General features: G+C 56.8%; 12 protein-coding genes. 6 read left to right on the top strand and 6 right to left on the bottom strand.

Going from position 1 to position 14969, the window contains the following annotated elements; translation table 11 throughout:
• Positions 1 to 194: 194 nt before the first annotated feature.
• The 5 genes from KA369_17305 to KA369_17285 all read right to left on the bottom strand — a co-directional run bounded on the left by KA369_17305 (position 195) and on the right by KA369_17285 (position 5434).
• Positions 195 to 683 (bottom strand): L-2-amino-thiazoline-4-carboxylic acid hydrolase, encoded by a 489-nt coding sequence (locus KA369_17305; GenBank protein MBP7737744.1) that lies wholly within the window; start codon positions 681 to 683, stop codon positions 195 to 197.
• A 67-nt stretch (positions 684 to 750) separates the two neighbouring features.
• Positions 751 to 2364, bottom strand: coding sequence for a glycerol-3-phosphate dehydrogenase/oxidase (locus KA369_17300; GenBank protein MBP7737743.1), 1614 nt, complete (start codon positions 2362 to 2364; stop codon positions 751 to 753).
• Positions 2365 to 2376: 12 nt separating this feature from the next.
• Positions 2377 to 3114, bottom strand: a complete 738-nt coding sequence (locus KA369_17295) for a hypothetical protein (protein MBP7737742.1) — start codon at positions 3112 to 3114, stop codon at positions 2377 to 2379.
• Complete coding sequence (locus KA369_17290; GenBank protein ID MBP7737741.1) at positions 3115 to 3963, bottom strand: hypothetical protein; 849 nt, start codon at positions 3961 to 3963, stop codon at positions 3115 to 3117.
• A 181-nt stretch (positions 3964 to 4144) separates the two neighbouring features.
• Positions 4145 to 5434 carry a metallophosphoesterase family protein gene (locus tag KA369_17285; GenBank protein ID MBP7737740.1) on the bottom strand — a complete coding sequence of 430 codons (1290 nt, stop codon included), beginning with the start codon at positions 5432 to 5434 and terminating at the stop codon, positions 4145 to 4147.
• A gap of 153 nt (positions 5435 to 5587) precedes the next feature.
• Here KA369_17285 and KA369_17280 point away from each other — a divergent pair, with 153 nt between their 5' ends.
• On the top strand, positions 5588 to 6292 hold the full coding sequence (locus KA369_17280) for an ABC transporter ATP-binding protein (GenBank protein ID MBP7737739.1): 705 nt from the start codon (positions 5588 to 5590) through the stop codon (positions 6290 to 6292).
• Between the two features lies 1 nt (position 6293).
• Positions 6294 to 7130 (top strand): ABC transporter permease subunit, encoded by an 837-nt coding sequence (locus KA369_17275; GenBank protein MBP7737738.1) that lies wholly within the window; start codon positions 6294 to 6296, stop codon positions 7128 to 7130.
• 112 nt (positions 7131 to 7242) lie between these two features.
• Here KA369_17275 and KA369_17270 read toward each other — a convergent pair whose 3' ends face one another.
• A complete protein-coding gene (locus KA369_17270) occupies positions 7243 to 9099 on the bottom strand; it encodes a hypothetical protein (GenBank protein MBP7737737.1) in 1857 nt (618 codons plus the stop codon).
• Positions 9100 to 9344: 245 nt separating this feature from the next.
• On the opposite strand from KA369_17270, the gene KA369_17265 reads away from it, so the two are divergent.
• The 4 genes from KA369_17265 (at position 9345) to kdpB (ending at position 14966) form a co-directional block, all read left to right on the top strand.
• Entirely contained in the window at positions 9345 to 10172 is an 828-nt protein-coding gene (locus tag KA369_17265; protein ID MBP7737736.1) for a class I SAM-dependent methyltransferase, read from the top strand.
• A gap of 317 nt (positions 10173 to 10489) precedes the next feature.
• Positions 10490 to 10936 (top strand): hypothetical protein, encoded by a 447-nt coding sequence (locus tag KA369_17260; GenBank protein ID MBP7737735.1) that lies wholly within the window; start codon positions 10490 to 10492, stop codon positions 10934 to 10936.
• Between the two features lie 296 nt (positions 10937 to 11232).
• Positions 11233 to 12948, top strand: coding sequence for a potassium-transporting ATPase subunit KdpA (kdpA, locus tag KA369_17255; GenBank protein ID MBP7737734.1), 1716 nt, complete (start codon positions 11233 to 11235; stop codon positions 12946 to 12948).
• Positions 12945 to 14966, top strand: a complete 2022-nt coding sequence (gene kdpB / locus KA369_17250; GenBank protein MBP7737733.1) for a potassium-transporting ATPase subunit KdpB — start codon at positions 12945 to 12947, stop codon at positions 14964 to 14966. Before kdpA ends, kdpB begins: the two co-directional genes overlap by 4 nt.
• Positions 14967 to 14969 lie beyond the last annotated feature (3 nt).

Here is a 14969-nt window from a genome sequence, read left to right as displayed (position 1 = left end):
ATATACAAATAAAATTTTATGTCATTAATTTAAATAATGAGGGACCACCGTACAACTTCAGGAGCTATAAATATTATTTCATTTAATGGCGGAATAAAATGCAGAAGATCATTTTATAATAAGGAAGAGAAACGTTATCTTATTTGGCGGGCGGAAAGCCTATAGTCCAATAGAATACCCCTGAAACCTGCATCTCAGTTCTTAAATGCGCCCTTAATGACCACCTCGCAGCAATCATCTCCCCGGTTCAGGTTTTTCGCGTGAACGACCTCGATATCGGTCTCTTTGCCGAAAAGCCCGCGGGCCATTCCCGTATAGGTTTCCACGGTGACGATGCCGCAGTCGGCTATCCCCGCCTTGGCGATGCCCTTCTGAATATCGCAGTCGCTTACCCGTACACGGATTGCGCCGTCCTCCATGTCGACGGTCCGGTTTGTTATGCCAAGAATGCTCATGAAGATTTCCATGGCGTCCAGGAAACTGTCAGGCCAGACAGGATCGGGCAAGATGTTCTTCCTGATGTGCTTCCCCATCACGTAGGAAAACTGCTTCCACGCCGCCACATCCATTTCCCAGGCTGCGTCAATGCCGAACTTCCTGGCCACGGCCATGAACCAGGCGCCGTCCATCCGCGCGAAGGATACCTGTGACAGGCCATTGAGCTGCTTTTCAGAAATCTTCATAATACATTTCCCTCATTTAATAGATCCGGCTCTTATCTTCTACGGAACCATGGCTTCCCGTTATCATTCATTTCGGCAGCCTGAAGGCCTCCTCCGCTTCCCGGAGCTCCTTCTTCTTCCTCTCGGCGCTCCACTTGAGCTTCTTCGCGGCCAGGTCGGCCACGGCATTGAGGACCTTGGCGCCGGGGTGCCCCAGTGTGCCGATCCCGGTCCGCCGGAACAGGATGTCCTTCAGGGTGAAGGCCATCTCATGCTCAATGGCATAGACCACCTGGGCCAGGATCTCGCCGTCTGCGTTCAGCGGCTCCCGCAGCTTCTTATCCTTCCGCGCCAGCTCCGCCACGCCGCTGTAATCGGTGCCGTAGTGCCTCCCCAGGTATTCCATGGTGGACGGGGCGATGTCGGGATTTTCCCTTTTGATCTTCCCGATGAAGGCGTCCACATCGTCAATGTCGCACCCGGCGAGCCTTTGGGACGCGGTGACGCACTTTGCCAGCTTCCTCCCCAGCCGCTTCTCCAGGGCCCGCAGCACCTGCTCAGCCAGGTTGCGGCTTGTGGTATACTTGCCGCCCTCGGCGGTGATGAGGCCGCCGAGCCCCTCCGCGGCGTGGTCAATGACCTCGTACTTCCTGGTGGTGGTGTAGCTGTCGCCCCCGTCCGAGCCGACCAGGGGCCGCAGGCCGCCATAGGCGAACCGCACATCCTTGTACCGGATCGGATCGTCGTTGCCGAAGTTGGCGTTCACCAGGTCAAGGAGCTCCTCGATGCTCCGCCTCGTGACGCGGTACCCGTCGGGGCTGCCGGGATACACCTTGTCCGTGGTGCCGATGAGGGTCTTGCCCCGCCAGGGTATCAGGAAGAAGTGCTGCTTCTTTGTCATGGTTCCCACGGCGTAGGTCTTCGTGCGGCTGTCCACGATGATGTGGATACCCTCGGAGCGCTGGATGGCGTGGCCGCTGTCACCCTTCTTCGCCATCCCCAGCACCTCGTCGGCCCAGGGGCCGGCGCAGTTGACGGTACATGACGCCCTGATCGAGTATTTCTTATTTTTAACGAGGTCCCGCGCCACCACGCCGGCAACGGATCCGTCCCCGGTGATGATGAAATCCTCCGCCTTCGCATAGTTGGCCACCCTGGCCCCGCACTGCTCCGCGGACTTGACAAAGGCCAGGGTGAGCCGCTCGGGACAGATGCTGATGCAGTCGTAGTAGATGCCGGCCCCGGTGAAGCCGTCACGCTTCACGTTCGGCTCCTCCCGCAGGGCCCGGTCCCGGGACATGGAGGAATGGTTCGGGATCTTTTTCTTCTTGTCCCAGGTGAAGCCCTTGTCGAAGGCCAGGATATCGTAAAGATAAAGGCCGATGTTTATCACCAGGGAGGGGCTGGTGAACATGCAGGCCAGGGGATAGACGAAGTTCGGCGCGATGTTCTCCATGATCCTCCGCTCCCGGAGCGACTCCCGCACCAGGGCGAACTCGAAGGTCTTCAGGTAGCGGAGCCCTCCGTGAATGAACTTGGAGGTGGCGGCCGAGGTGGCGCAGCCGAAATCGCCCTTCCCCACCAGGGCCACCGAGAGGCCGCGGCTCGCCGCGTCGTAGGCCACGGCCGCGCCGGTGATCCCGCCGCCGATGACGATGACGTCGAACTGTTCGTCCTTATACGTTTCGATGAATCGTTCCATGTCTTTGCTCGCTTAACTGTTGATGGTATTGAAGGCTGCCCTGTTGTTCTTGTACAGCGCCTTGTATTGCCCGTAGAGCCTGTCGTACACCGCCGCGTTGCCCGGATCGGGCGTGTAGGTGTTTCCCTTTTCAAGAATTCTGTCGATATCGGTGAACTCCTTGTATATCCCCAGCGCCACCATGGCGGTAGCCGCGACGCCCAGGGCGCTGGCCATCTGCGGGTTCTTCATCTGCACCACGGGCTTCTGTAGCACGTCGGCGAAGATGCGGCACCATATGTCGCTCTTGGAGGCGCCGCCGATCAGCCTGACGGCCTCCGACGAGGGCTTTGACGCCTTCAGGGACAGCTTCTCCACGTACTCCATCCCCCAGCGTATATTGTAGGCCACTCCCTCCATGGCCGCGCGCAGGAGGTCGGCCCTGACCGTGTTCATGCCGATGTTGAATATCTGGCCGCGCAGGTAGGGATTGTTGACCGGGGAGCGCTCGCCAAAGAGCCAGGGGGTGAAGATGACATTGTTCGCCCCGGCCGGCGACTGCGCCGCCTCCCGGTCCAGGTCCGCGTACACGTCCCGGGCGGACATCTCCCCGGTGAACCTCGGCGGGTAGAGTATTCCCTTGATCCAGTCCAGGGCGGCCCCCAGGGTCTCCTGCTTGCTGATGATGAGGAAGATTCCCGGCATCCCCGAGGCGGTGGTGCCGACGTAGTGCGCCATGTCGATGGTCTTCTTCGGATGGTGCGTGGCCACTCACCCGGCTGTGCCTATGTTCACGTGGATCCTGCCGGGCTCGATGGCGCCGGACCCGATGGCCGAGGTGAGCATGTCGCCGGAGCCGTTGACCACGGGCAGGCCCTCGGGAACGCCGGTTTTAGCGGAGAATTCGCCGGTCACCTTCCCGGCCACTGCGGTGGAGGCCCTGAGATCCGGCATCTTCCCCGGGTCAAGGCCGAACATGCGGTGGATGCTATCGGACCAGTGCCATTTTTTCTGATCGCCCCTGGTGTCCATGAGCCAGGTGACGTAGGCCATGTCGTAGGAGGTCACAAAATTGCCCGTGGCGAGAAAGACGGCATAGTCTTTCACGTCAAGGAACCTGTGCGTCGCGTCGTATATCTCCGGCCTGTTCTTTTTCAGCCATGCGATCTTGCAGACCGTGTCCTTCCCGGTGGTACCCGGCATACCGCCGGTAATCGGTATGAACCTGAGGATCCTGGAAAGAGGATAGCCTTCGATCTTTACGAGGCCCCGGAGCAGCTCCTCCCGGACGAAGGCGGCGGCGCGCTCGTCCATCCACGTCATGGAGTTCATCAGGGGCCTGCCGTCCTTGCCGATGGGGATGGCGTTCTGCATCTGGCTCGTGAAGGCCATGGCAGCGAGCCGGGGCAGACATTCCGGGTGCGCCGCCAGGACCTCCCTGGCGGTACCGTAGATCGCGCCGGCCAGCTCATCGGGAGACTGCTCCACGCAGGCGTGCTCCGGGTAGGAGAGAGTACAGGACATCTGGCGCGAATCGATGTAGCCGTCCGGGCTCACCAGCACCGCCTTGGTCTCCGTGGTGCCCACATCGATCGCAAGAATGAGATTCTTCTCTTCCATGGATGCCCTCCTCGAACGGTGGCCAGGGTCAGAGCCTGTGCATGATGGCCATCTCGACGGCCCCCTCGATCAATTCGATATCGACACCGGAAACCGTATCAATACTGAACCAACCATTATACCATCGAAATGGCAATCACAATTGTATACTGTATTTAAAATAATTGTTCGGAAGGCTGTGTCACTTTCTAATAACATAATCATCTATTACAGACCCATCCTGTTTGCGGGCAACAATACGCAATGATTTATCAGTGACCGTGACCGCTTCATAGCAGGGCTGGTCCGTGGGATTATGGAAAAAAACATCCACCGACGACGGCACCATGATCTTATAGTATTTTGGACCGCTTCTCCCCGTGGTGTAATAGACCGTGCCGTCCTTCGGGTCATCGTAAGATATATCTTTTTCCATGGGCTTTGTCCTGGCAAGGACATGATCGTGGCCGTTGAAAACGACATCCACGTGATGCCTCTCAATGACCGGGCAAAAGGCCTCCCTGACGCTCTTGTTCCTGTCCAGGAAGTAATGGGAATAGGGAGTTTTATGGAAAAAAACCAGCTTCCACCTCTTGCCGGTTGACCTGAGATCTTTCTCTAGCCATGCCGCCTGCACCTTCAGCATCCTGTCATCGCCGGGAGTTTCCTCTTCCTGCTGGCTGTCCAGTATCGAAAAGTGCGCCGGCCCGTAATCGAAAGAATAGACCTGTCCTTTCAAACCATCAGGTCCGTTCCGGAACGTTTTAAACTGGCTCACGAAATACCGGGGAGTGGAATAGGACTTCCTTTTTAACGTGTATGTCTCATGGTTCCCCACGACAGGCGCCATGGGGATCGTGCGGATCACATCCTGCGCCGCATTGAACCAATTGTCCCAATGGATATAATTCTGTCCTGTTTCAACCAGGTCGCCCATGCTGATAAAGAATCGCGCCTTGCTATTGAGCGCCACCGCCTTCGTCACCGTATCATGCCACTGGGAATAATCGGGATTTTTGTAATTCCCGCTCTGGCTGTCGCCGAAAATCAGGAACTCCGCCGTTTCAGGGTCCCTGTCTGCCGTTGTGAAGGTATAGCGCGGACTGTACACGCTTCCGTTGGCGACCCGGTATGAATAGCGGGTATCCGCCTTGAGCTTCCTGAGGGTGGCGCTGAAGATATTCATCTTACCGGGCCTGTCACTTGATATGGTGGAGAAAAACTCAACATGGGCTTTGGCAACGGATCTTTCCGAAGCCGCCCCATCGGCCTCGCTGTATTCGACGCTGCCCTCCATTACCGCAGGCGCCCCCCGCCATGAGATCGTCTGGGTCGTCGCGGGATCATCGGTCCAGGTCAAGACGATATGATCCGGCTTCCCGGTGGCGTTGAGGTTTTCATTGATCGATGTATTGTTAAAGACGGAAGACGAAGCGCTGCAAATAAAAACAAATGCAAGGGCAAACAATAATACGGGGAACCGGTTTTTCATGATGAACCTCAAGGAGTATGTACGTAACAATAGCTTTTTCGTATGTCAATACTTTTCATGGCCAGGGGCGCACGATGGCAGCGGTAGCAGTAGAATATTTTTCTTGACTTTTACGATCCCCCGGCGCCACGTTAAAGAATAAGGATGCTCATAATGATTACGATTGACAGAGCCACCAAGCAATACGGCGCCCTGACCGCGGTCGATGCCGTTTCCTTCGAGGTGCATAAAGGCGAATATTTCGCCCTCCTCGGCCCCAACGGCGCGGGAAAAACGACCATCGTCAAGATGCTCCTCGATTTTACCGCGCCGACAAGCGGCCAGGTCTCCATCGACGGGGTCCCTTCCCATGACACCGCCGCACGGGCCGGCGTCGGGTACCTTGCCGAAAATCACAAGATAGCGCAGCACCTGTCGGGATACGCGTACCTGGCCCGCTGCGCCGATTATATCGGGCTTTCCAAATCGGAGGCGAGGGAGCAGATCGGCTCCATCGTCGAAATGGTCGGCATGACGGGCAAGGAACGGGACCTGTCAAGGACCTACAGCAAGGGCATGGTGCAGCGCATCGGCCTGGGGGCGTGCCTCCTGGGAAAACCGAAGGTCCTCATGCTGGACGAGCCGACCGCCGGGCTGGATCCGATCGGCATCCGCGAGATCCGCATGATCCTCGAGAACCTCCGGAAGGACGGCATGACGATCCTCCTGAACTCGCACCTCCTTTCGGAGGTTGAAAAAGTCTGCGACACCGCGGCCATCATCAAAAACGGGAAACTGCTGGTGAAAGACGCCATCGCCTCCATCGTCAGGAAAGGAGAGAACCTGGAAGACGTCTTCGTCCGGTACGTGCAGGGATAACATGGATAAACTGAAAACAATACTCCGCATCGCCGGTCATACCGTATCCGACCAGATCAGGCAGAAGAGCCTGGTGGTCATATTCGTCATCTGCGGGTTCATTGTCCTCGGGATCAGGAACTGCTACCAGGGCGACTATGTCATCAACGACCAGCAGGTGAGCGCCGCTTCCTTCGCCCTGGGCGCGTCAAAGGGAATGTTCAATTTCGTCGCCACCGTGGCCATGATCATCGCCGCCCTGCTGTCCATGCGCCTGTACAAGCGCGAGCGGAGCGACGGCACCCAGAGCGCCGTTCTGTCGAAGCCGGTCTCGCGGTACGAATATATCGCCGGCAAGGCGGCCGGTCTCTGGGCCGTGGCCTTCGTGTTCATGTTCGCCCTCCACGGGATCATCTTCGCGATCGGGCTGGCCAAGACCGGAGAGGCGGTGCCGGGATTTCTGCTTGCCTCCATGCTCTGTTCAATAAATATACTGTTCGTGGTGTTCTTCGTGATGCTCCTGTCGCTCTACATGCCGGATTTCGCCTGCTTCATCGTCATATCCGCCATCGGCGTCTTCGGCCATATCGGCGACGGCGTCTATTCCATCGCCACCAGCGACATGGCGCGGGGCCTCATGGAAGCGAACGCCGCGAAGCTCCCCGACATATCCGTGTGGAAAGTGATCTACCTGGCGCTGCCCAAGATATCGACGGTCCAATCCTTCGCCTCTTCGTTCATAGAAAACAATCCCTTCGATTACGCCGGCCCCATACACCCGATGATCAACATAGCGGTCTATTGTGCGGCCGCCATCGCGGGCCTGCTGGTCCTGTTCCGGAAGCAGGATATCGGATAATTCCCTGTTATGCCATGGCTATCAAACGCAGGGCCCATGGTTTCCCATGGGCCTTATTGATGAATGTGCGCCTTCCTTAATGATTGATGCTACTTAACCTGGTTCATCCAGGTCATTCCATTGAATCCGCAAAGGGCATGAGCCTCACACCGACCCAAGGCTCGCCCATGTACCCGAATATGGAGCGGAGCTCGCGCTCGCCGTTGTCTATGATGTCACGGTGCCCCTCCACCCTGTTCCCGACCTCGGACCAGTAGTCGCACCTGCCGATGTCCAGGAAATTGATGATCCAGCCCGCGGTCCCTTCGGCGGGTCTTTCCGGATCGCTGCCGAAGAAATCTATCTTCCCGCGATAGGAGCCGATGTCGGCCACCATGTGGTCATAGCGCCACATCGATTCCGCGAGCTGGCCCGAGATCTCGTAGATCGCGCCGACGATCGGGTGCATCTGGGCCATGCGCATGCGCGGCATGATGAAGTGGTTGGTCGCGACCACCATGTCCGGGTCGGTCTCGGTCTGCGGCGCGAAGTTGAACCCGATATTCCAGTATCCCAGGTCGGCGTAAAAGGGATTGGCGACCTTCAGGGTCAGGTTGATCCCGCTGTAATATGACGGGTACGTCCATTTGGCCGAGCGGATGCCGACGCCATGGACCGGCGCCGGATCGTTAAGGTGCAGTATGGCGCCCAGGAGAAGCGTGCGCTCCCACCAGGGCAGGCAGTTCGGCCCGTCATAGTAGGGGGCCGAGGGCAGCGTTTCAAGCACAACGCCGGGACCGTAGTCCGAATCCGTATCGTCATCCCCGATGATATAGTCCCAGGTGATGCCGCGGGGAAGGCCCTGGACAAGCCCGACCGCCTCCTTGAGCGTCGACGAGTACTGGAGGACGTGGCGCACCACCATGAGGCAGCCCATCCCGATGGTTGTTCCGAAGGCGCCGCTCTGGTTCACGTCCTGGCCGATGGAGACGCCGTCGGTATTGACGCCAGTGGTGTGGCCCACGAAGCCCGGCGTGTCCACGGTGACAAAGGACTTCGATCCCGCATCCGACGGAAGGTAGACCATCATGGCAGCGCAGTCCTGGTACACCTCGCCGGTGGTGAACATGAAGTCCCTCCCGTGATAGGTCTTGCCGCCGGCGGTGATGTTGCCGGCAATGACAAATTCGTTGCACCCGGCGCGGGGGAACCATTTTTTCATGTCCGCTTTCGGGAACGATACCCTGCCCCCGCTGAAAACGAAATACTGGTTCAGCGCGGTGTTCTTCGCAGCCAGGTTCTTCAGGCTCTGGCAGACCAGGTCCGTACGCGATCCCGAAGGGAGCTGGCCGAGGAGCGCCGCGAGAAGATAGTAAAATGAATCAACCCCCTGGTTGAGGATCATCGCGTCAATGTATTTCACATCCGTGTACCCTGCCGCGTTCAGGCCCGCCACGAGGCCCTTCATCTCTTCCTTCATGTATGAGGGAACGTCGGGCTCCGCGTCCTGGACAATGATGCAGAGCATCTCGTACATCCACGCCCAGAGTGCCTCGGAAAGGGTGTCGCCCTCCTTGAGGGTGAGGCCGAACATCGCGAACTGCTCAAAACCGGCTCGCTTGAGGAAGGTCGTGAGCATGGCGTGGGTTTGCTCCGGCATCAGGTACGCGGCCTGGTATCCCATGCTGAAGGGCGTGCCGGTGAGAACCAGGCAGTATTTCGGGTTTTTCGACGAGCCCTTGAGATAGGCGTAGTGCCCCAGGTGTCCCGTGTAGCCGTCATAGGTCACCTGCGACACCGGATCGATCTCCTGATCGGCCATCGCTGTCTCGATCATGGCGCCGGATATCACCACCTCTTTCGCCGTCGATTCGGAGCTTGAGGACCCGGTTAAAGCTGATATAAGGGGAATAGTGCCCGTTTCGCACCCCGCGGCCCCGACCAGTGCAGCCAGGGCAATTGACATGAATACATATTTCTTTTTAATCATGACATACATCCTCCATTGTAATTAATTACACCCTCTTCAGCACATAGGGAATATACCTTTTCCTTAATACACGTTAAATTTAACTAAATTATATTTTACCGGATGTAAAAGTCAACTTCTATTTGATAAGGCATCTCGGGGATGAAATTATCTCTCCTAACCTTGTGAACGATAAACCCGGATTACTCATTGACACCAAAGTATATTGATGTATATAAATAATTCATTACACTGGGGAGTTCACCATGGCCAAACCAACCAGATCCTTATCCCTAAACGACAAGAACACCGTCGCCCTGCTGGACGAAACATGCCTCTGGTCCGCTCCCTTCGGGCGGATGCTCCTGGACGAGGTCGCCTACAGGGACAAGATGAGGTTTCTCGACATAGGGCCCGGGACCGGTTTTCCCCTCATAGAGCTTGCCCAGCGGCTCTACAAATCTGAAGCCTACGGCATCGATCCCTGGGACGCGGCGCGGAGGCGCATCAAGGCAAAGGCCGATCTCCTGGGATTAACTAATGTCAGCATAGTGAAGGGAAAAGCTGAGCGGCTGCCCTTCGATGATGATTTCTTCGATCTCATCGTTTCGAACAACGGACTGAACAACGTGAGCGACATCGGCCGTGTCCTGGAAGAATGCCGCAGGACCATGAAAAAAGGCGCCCGCCTTGTCTTCACGGTAAACCTGCCCGGATCAATGAAGGAATTTTACGCTGTGTTCAGGACGGTCCTCCGGAGAAACAAGATGGAGCCCCTTGTGGCCGACGTGGACAGGCACATCCGCTCGAAACGACTTCCCGAAAAGGCATGGATGGGATTGCTGAAAGCGCACAACTTCCGGAACATCACTTCCTCCACGGATTCGTTCAGTTTCAAATTCAGCAATGCGGAAGCGATATTCGGTCACTTTTTCATGAAGATCGCCTTTATCCCGAGCTGGGAGGAGATCGTGCCCGCGAAGGATAGGAAAAAAATATTCAGGGATATCAAGTCAGATCTGAACGCTTTGTCCGGAAAGAAAGGATGCATTGAGCTGACCATACCGATGATCTGTTTCAATTGCGGCAAATAGTCAAGAAACCTGTTATCCCGAAAAGTCCCGATGGAATCGGGACGACGAAGCAATCTTAATTGCCCCCCCTGTCCCCCCGAGGGGGCATCCAGGAAATACTTACCATAGTTAATCTATGATTGTTTTTTATTCTTGACGATTCCGCGAACCCATGTATCTTTATATCCATCACAAAGGAACCCCATCGCCACACCGCCCCGGTGGGACGTTCCTATGATGCAATAGATCGACTCATTGTATCAGAATATATTCTCCTGTGCATCAAGTTTACGAATCCAGTCTATTATTGTTAAAAAGCAGATCAAGAGAGATGCCCATTGATAATAATACTGATTCTTTTGCTCCTTTTTGTATCGATTGCATGCCACATCTACTATTTATTCGGTTTCATAAAAAGCCGATCCGATAAGGATTTTCGCAGGTTCATCAACACGACCGTATTCAACCTTTTCCTGGGCGGCTTCTGCGTCATCATCGCCATCTTTTGGCCCGACGAGATCAGGAAGATCAGGGGACCGGCGGTCATATGGTTCCTGTCAGGGGTGATCCTGTTCATCACGCTGTTCCTCCAGGTTTCCATTTTCATCAGGGTATACAACCGGATCCAGCTGCCGGAGAATTATCATTACAATTTCTTCGGCAAGAAAGTGTATCACCCCTCGGTGGTGAAATCGATCGAGGTGGTGATCTTCTTCTCGTCGGTGCCGCTCTTTCTTATCGCGGGTGCCTATTTTGTGGCGCGGTTTATAAGGGTTTTTGTGTAGAGGGGCGCCGCAACACCGCCTATTGAAATCGTCTTCTATTTCGTTGCCGCCAGCATCAGGCCTTACCAACACCGCCTGTTATCATCAGGCCTGCCGGCGGCCATTCTTACTTGCCGGTTTGATCTTCACCTCAACATCCTCTTCACGGAATATTAACGTAATAACTAACTTTTTTAACATAAACATAGCGGGTTATTGCACTATTTTAATCACCACAGAATATACGTTATTTCCTGATTTCACTATATTGCCTGTATCAACATTGATATACCAAAGGCCCTGCAGCGAGGAGCTCTATGATATATGATAGTATTGCCGTTATTCTTCTCTTACTGTTATTGATCACCCTTTCAGCGCCCCTGGGGAAATACATGTCCCTGGTCTTCAAGGGCGAGCGCACCTTCATGAGCCCGGTCATAGGGCCAGTCGAACGCTTTATATATCGTATATGCGGCATCGATGCTGCGGAAGAGATGTCATGGAAAACGTACGCCCTGGGGTTCATCGCGTTCAATGTATTGGGCATCGCGCTCCTGATGCTGCTCCAGCTCCTGCAGGGAATGCTTCCCCTGAATCCGCAGCTCTTTCCCGGCCTGTCGTGGCACCTGGCGTTCAATACGGCCGTATCTTTCGTGACGAACACGAACTGGCAGGCCTACGGCGGCGAATCGACCATGAGCTACCTTACGCAGATGGCGGGGCTCACGGTGCAGAATTTCGTATCCGCCGCCATCGGCATGGCCGCCGGCCTCGCCCTTATCCGGGGCTTCATGCGCAAGGAAAGCGGGGTTATCGGCAACATCTGGGTCGATCTCACGCGATCCATCCTTTATGTTCTTCTTCCGCTTTCGATCATTCTGGCCATAGCGCTCATGTCCCAGGGCGTCATACAGAACCTGCGCCCCTATGTGGAGGCGCAGACCCTCGAAGGGGCAAAACAGACAATCCCCATGGGGCCGGCCGCGTCACAGGTGGCCATCAAGCAGCTCGGCTCCAACGGCGGCGGATTCTTCAACGCCAATTCAGCCCATCCCTTTGAGAACCCCACCATGGCGTCGAACATGATGGAGCTCTTCTCGATTCTCCTGATACCGATGGCCTTCATCTTCATGTTCGGTTACATGATCAAAAACTCGAAACAGGGACGGGCCCTCTTCGCCGCGATGCTTATCCTTTTCATCGCCGGACTCACCGCCATCGTGTACGCGGAACTGCGCCCCAATCCCGCCCTTGAGAGAATCGGTGTCGCCGCGCCGGTCAACATGGAAGGGAAAGAGATCAGGTTCGGGGTGATATGGCCGGCGTTATGGAGCCAGTCCACCACGGCAACCTCCAACGGCTCGGTCAACGCCATGCATGACAGCTTCCAGCCCCTGGGGGGGCTGGTCCAGATGTTCAACATCGGCATAGGCGAGGTCATTTTCGGCGGCGTGGGCGTCGGTCTCATAGGCCTGCTCTTTTACGTGATCCTGTCCATGTTCGTAGCCGGGCTCATGATCGGGAGGACACCTGAATTCATGGGAAAGAAATTCGGACCCTTCGAGATGGCCATGGCGATGATAGCCATGCTCGGGCCGATGATATGCATGGTGATCCTGTCCGCCATCGCCATCTCGAGCAGGGCCGGCCTCGGGGGCCTCAACAACCCCTCGTCCCACGGCCTCTCCGAGATACTCTACGCGTACACATCGGGCCATGGCAACAACGGATCGGCCTTCGCCGGCCTCAACGCCAACACGGTATTTTACAACGTGACGATCGGCATCGCGATGCTCATCGGCCGCTTCGCCACGGTGCTGCCGGCCCTGGCCGTCGCCGGCTCCCTTGCGGGGAAAAAAGTCGTTCCTGAAAGCAGCGCGACCTTTCCGACCACGGGGCTCCTGTTCATTATCATCGTCATCAGCGTTATTTTCATCATGGGGGCCCTGACCTTCTTCCCGGTATACTCACTGAGCCCGATCCTGGAACAGCTATTCGTTAACCAGGGCACATTGTTCCGAGGTGCGTTATGACCATCTGGCAATCGAAATTCATCACCAAGGGAATCAGGGAATCCTTCCGGAAGCTGAACCCCTTCACCCTCTGGAGAAACCCGGTAATGCTCGTCGTTGAGATCGGTTCGGTCATCACGACGGCCGTTACGATCATGTACATCGCCCGCCATGAGCCGTACGCGTTGAGCCTCCAGGTGAGCCTGTGGCTCTGGGCGACTGTCCTCTTCGCAAACTTCGCCGAGGCGCTGGCGGAAATCCAGGGCAAGGCCCGCGCCGAGTCCCTGCGAAGCACCAGGGACAACGTCAGCGCCACAAAAGTCCTCCCAGGTGGCAAACTGGAAGCTGTTTCAGCCGGATCGCTGAAGCTGAACGACGTCATCATAGTCAAAGAAAGCGAGATAATCCCCGGCGACGGCGACATCATCCAGGGCACCGCGCTGGTCGACGAGTCAGCCATTACCGGAGAATCGGCCCCGGTGATCAGGGAGTCGGGCGGCGACCGCTGCGGGGTCACCGGCGGCACCAGACTCTTATCCGGAACAGTCACCATAAAGATCACCGTTAATCCGGGAGAGACCTTCCTCGACAACATGATCAAGATGGTCGAGGGCGCCAGGCGCCAGAAAACGCCCAATGAAACCGCCCTGGAGATACTTCTCATAAGCCTCACGGTCCTCTTCATCGTGGTCGTCGCTACCCTCCCCGCCTTTTCAAGTTACATGGGAATACAGATGTCCCTCACGATCCTCATCTCGCTCCTGGTATGCCTCATGCCCACCACCATCGGCGGGCTCCTGCCCGCGATCGGGATCGCGGGAATGGACCGGCTCCTCAAGAACAATGTCGTGGCCATGAGCGGCAGGGCCATAGAAGCGGCCGGAGACGTTAACGTGGTGATGCTCGATAAGACCGGCACCATCACCCTCGGCAACAGGCAGGCGTCGGAATTCATCCCTGCCCCGGGCGTCGACATGAAGGACCTGCTGGAGGCGGCCCTCTACTCGTCCCTGGCCGACGAGACGCCCGAAGGGAGGAGCATTGTGGTGCTGGCGAAGGAGCTTCTGGGCATACACGGCGGCGACATCCACCAGCCCGACGACTCGGTGTTTGTCCCTTTCACTCCGGAATCGGGGATGAGCGGCATCGATTTGAAGGATAAAAAGATACGAAAGGGCTCGTCAAGGTCCATCGAGGACTTCATCAGGCAATGGAATTCAACGGCGCCGACGCATATAAAGGAAGCGATCGATATGATCGGCCTGGAGGGGGACACGCCCCTCGCCATCGCCGAAGACGGCGCGGTGATCGGGGCCGTGAGGCTCAAGGACATCGTCAAGCAGGACATTCCGAAGCGCCTGGCCCAGCTACGCGCCATGGGGATACAGTCGATCATGATAACCGGGGACAATCCCATGACCGCCGTGGCCATCGCCGCCGAGGCCGGGGTCGACGACTTCATCGCCCAGGCGAAGCCGGAGACGAAGCTCTCCGTCATTCGCAAGTACCAGGACCAGGGCCACCTCGTCGCCATGATAGGCGACGGCACCAACGACGCCCCTGCCCTGGCCCAGTCCGATGTCGCCGTGGCCATGAACGCGGGCACCCAGGCGGCCCGCGAGGCCGCGAACATGATCGACCTCGACTCCACACCGACCAAGCTCCTCGACATCGTGGAGATCGGCAAGGAGATCCTGATGACCCGCGGGGCCCTCACCACCTTCAGCATCGCCAATGACGTGGCCAAGTATTTCGCCATCATCCCCGCGGTTTTCGCCGCCACCTATCCCGAGCTTAACATCCTGAACATTATGGGCCTCTCGGGCCCGACGTCGGCGGTGCTCTCCGCGGTCATATTCAACGCGCTGATCATCCCGGCCCTGATACCATTGGCCCTCCGGGGGGTGAGGTTCCGCGTCACCACCGTATCGGCCCTGCTGAAAAAGAATTTCCTGATATACGGGCTGGGAGGCCTGGTGCTTCCCTTCATCGGCATAAAATTACTTGATTTATTGATCACGCTGCTTACTATACCATAGGAT

The organism is Spirochaetota bacterium, from assembly GCA_017999915.1.
Lineage (GTDB): Bacteria > Spirochaetota > UBA4802 > UBA4802 > UBA5550 > RBG-16-49-21.
Note: the sequence above shows the minus strand (reverse complement) of the source record. Positions and strands in the feature narration are given on the sequence as shown.

Bases quoted from the DNA above. Each gene is read 5' to 3' on its own strand.
- kdpB (MBP7737733.1), top strand. From the start codon at position 12,945: ATGACCATCTGGCAATCGAAATTCATCACCAAGGGAATCAGGGAATCC.
- KA369_17270 (MBP7737737.1), bottom strand. From the start codon at position 9,099: ATGATTAAAAAGAAATATGTATTCATGTCAATTGCCCTGGCTGCACTG.
- KA369_17290 (MBP7737741.1), bottom strand. From the start codon at position 3,963: ATGGAAGAGAAGAATCTCATTCTTGCGATCGATGTGGGCACCACGGAG.
- KA369_17300 (MBP7737743.1), bottom strand. From the start codon at position 2,364: ATGGAACGATTCATCGAAACGTATAAGGACGAACAGTTCGACGTCATC.
- KA369_17275 (MBP7737738.1), top strand. From the start codon at position 6,294: ATGGATAAACTGAAAACAATACTCCGCATCGCCGGTCATACCGTATCC.
- kdpA (MBP7737734.1), top strand. From the start codon at position 11,233: ATGATATATGATAGTATTGCCGTTATTCTTCTCTTACTGTTATTGATC.
- KA369_17305 (MBP7737744.1), bottom strand. From the start codon at position 683: ATGAAGATTTCTGAAAAGCAGCTCAATGGCCTGTCACAGGTATCCTTC.
- KA369_17285 (MBP7737740.1), bottom strand. From the start codon at position 5,434: ATGAAAAACCGGTTCCCCGTATTATTGTTTGCCCTTGCATTTGTTTTT.
- KA369_17265 (MBP7737736.1), top strand. From the start codon at position 9,345: ATGGCCAAACCAACCAGATCCTTATCCCTAAACGACAAGAACACCGTC.
- KA369_17280 (MBP7737739.1), top strand. From the start codon at position 5,588: ATGATTACGATTGACAGAGCCACCAAGCAATACGGCGCCCTGACCGCG.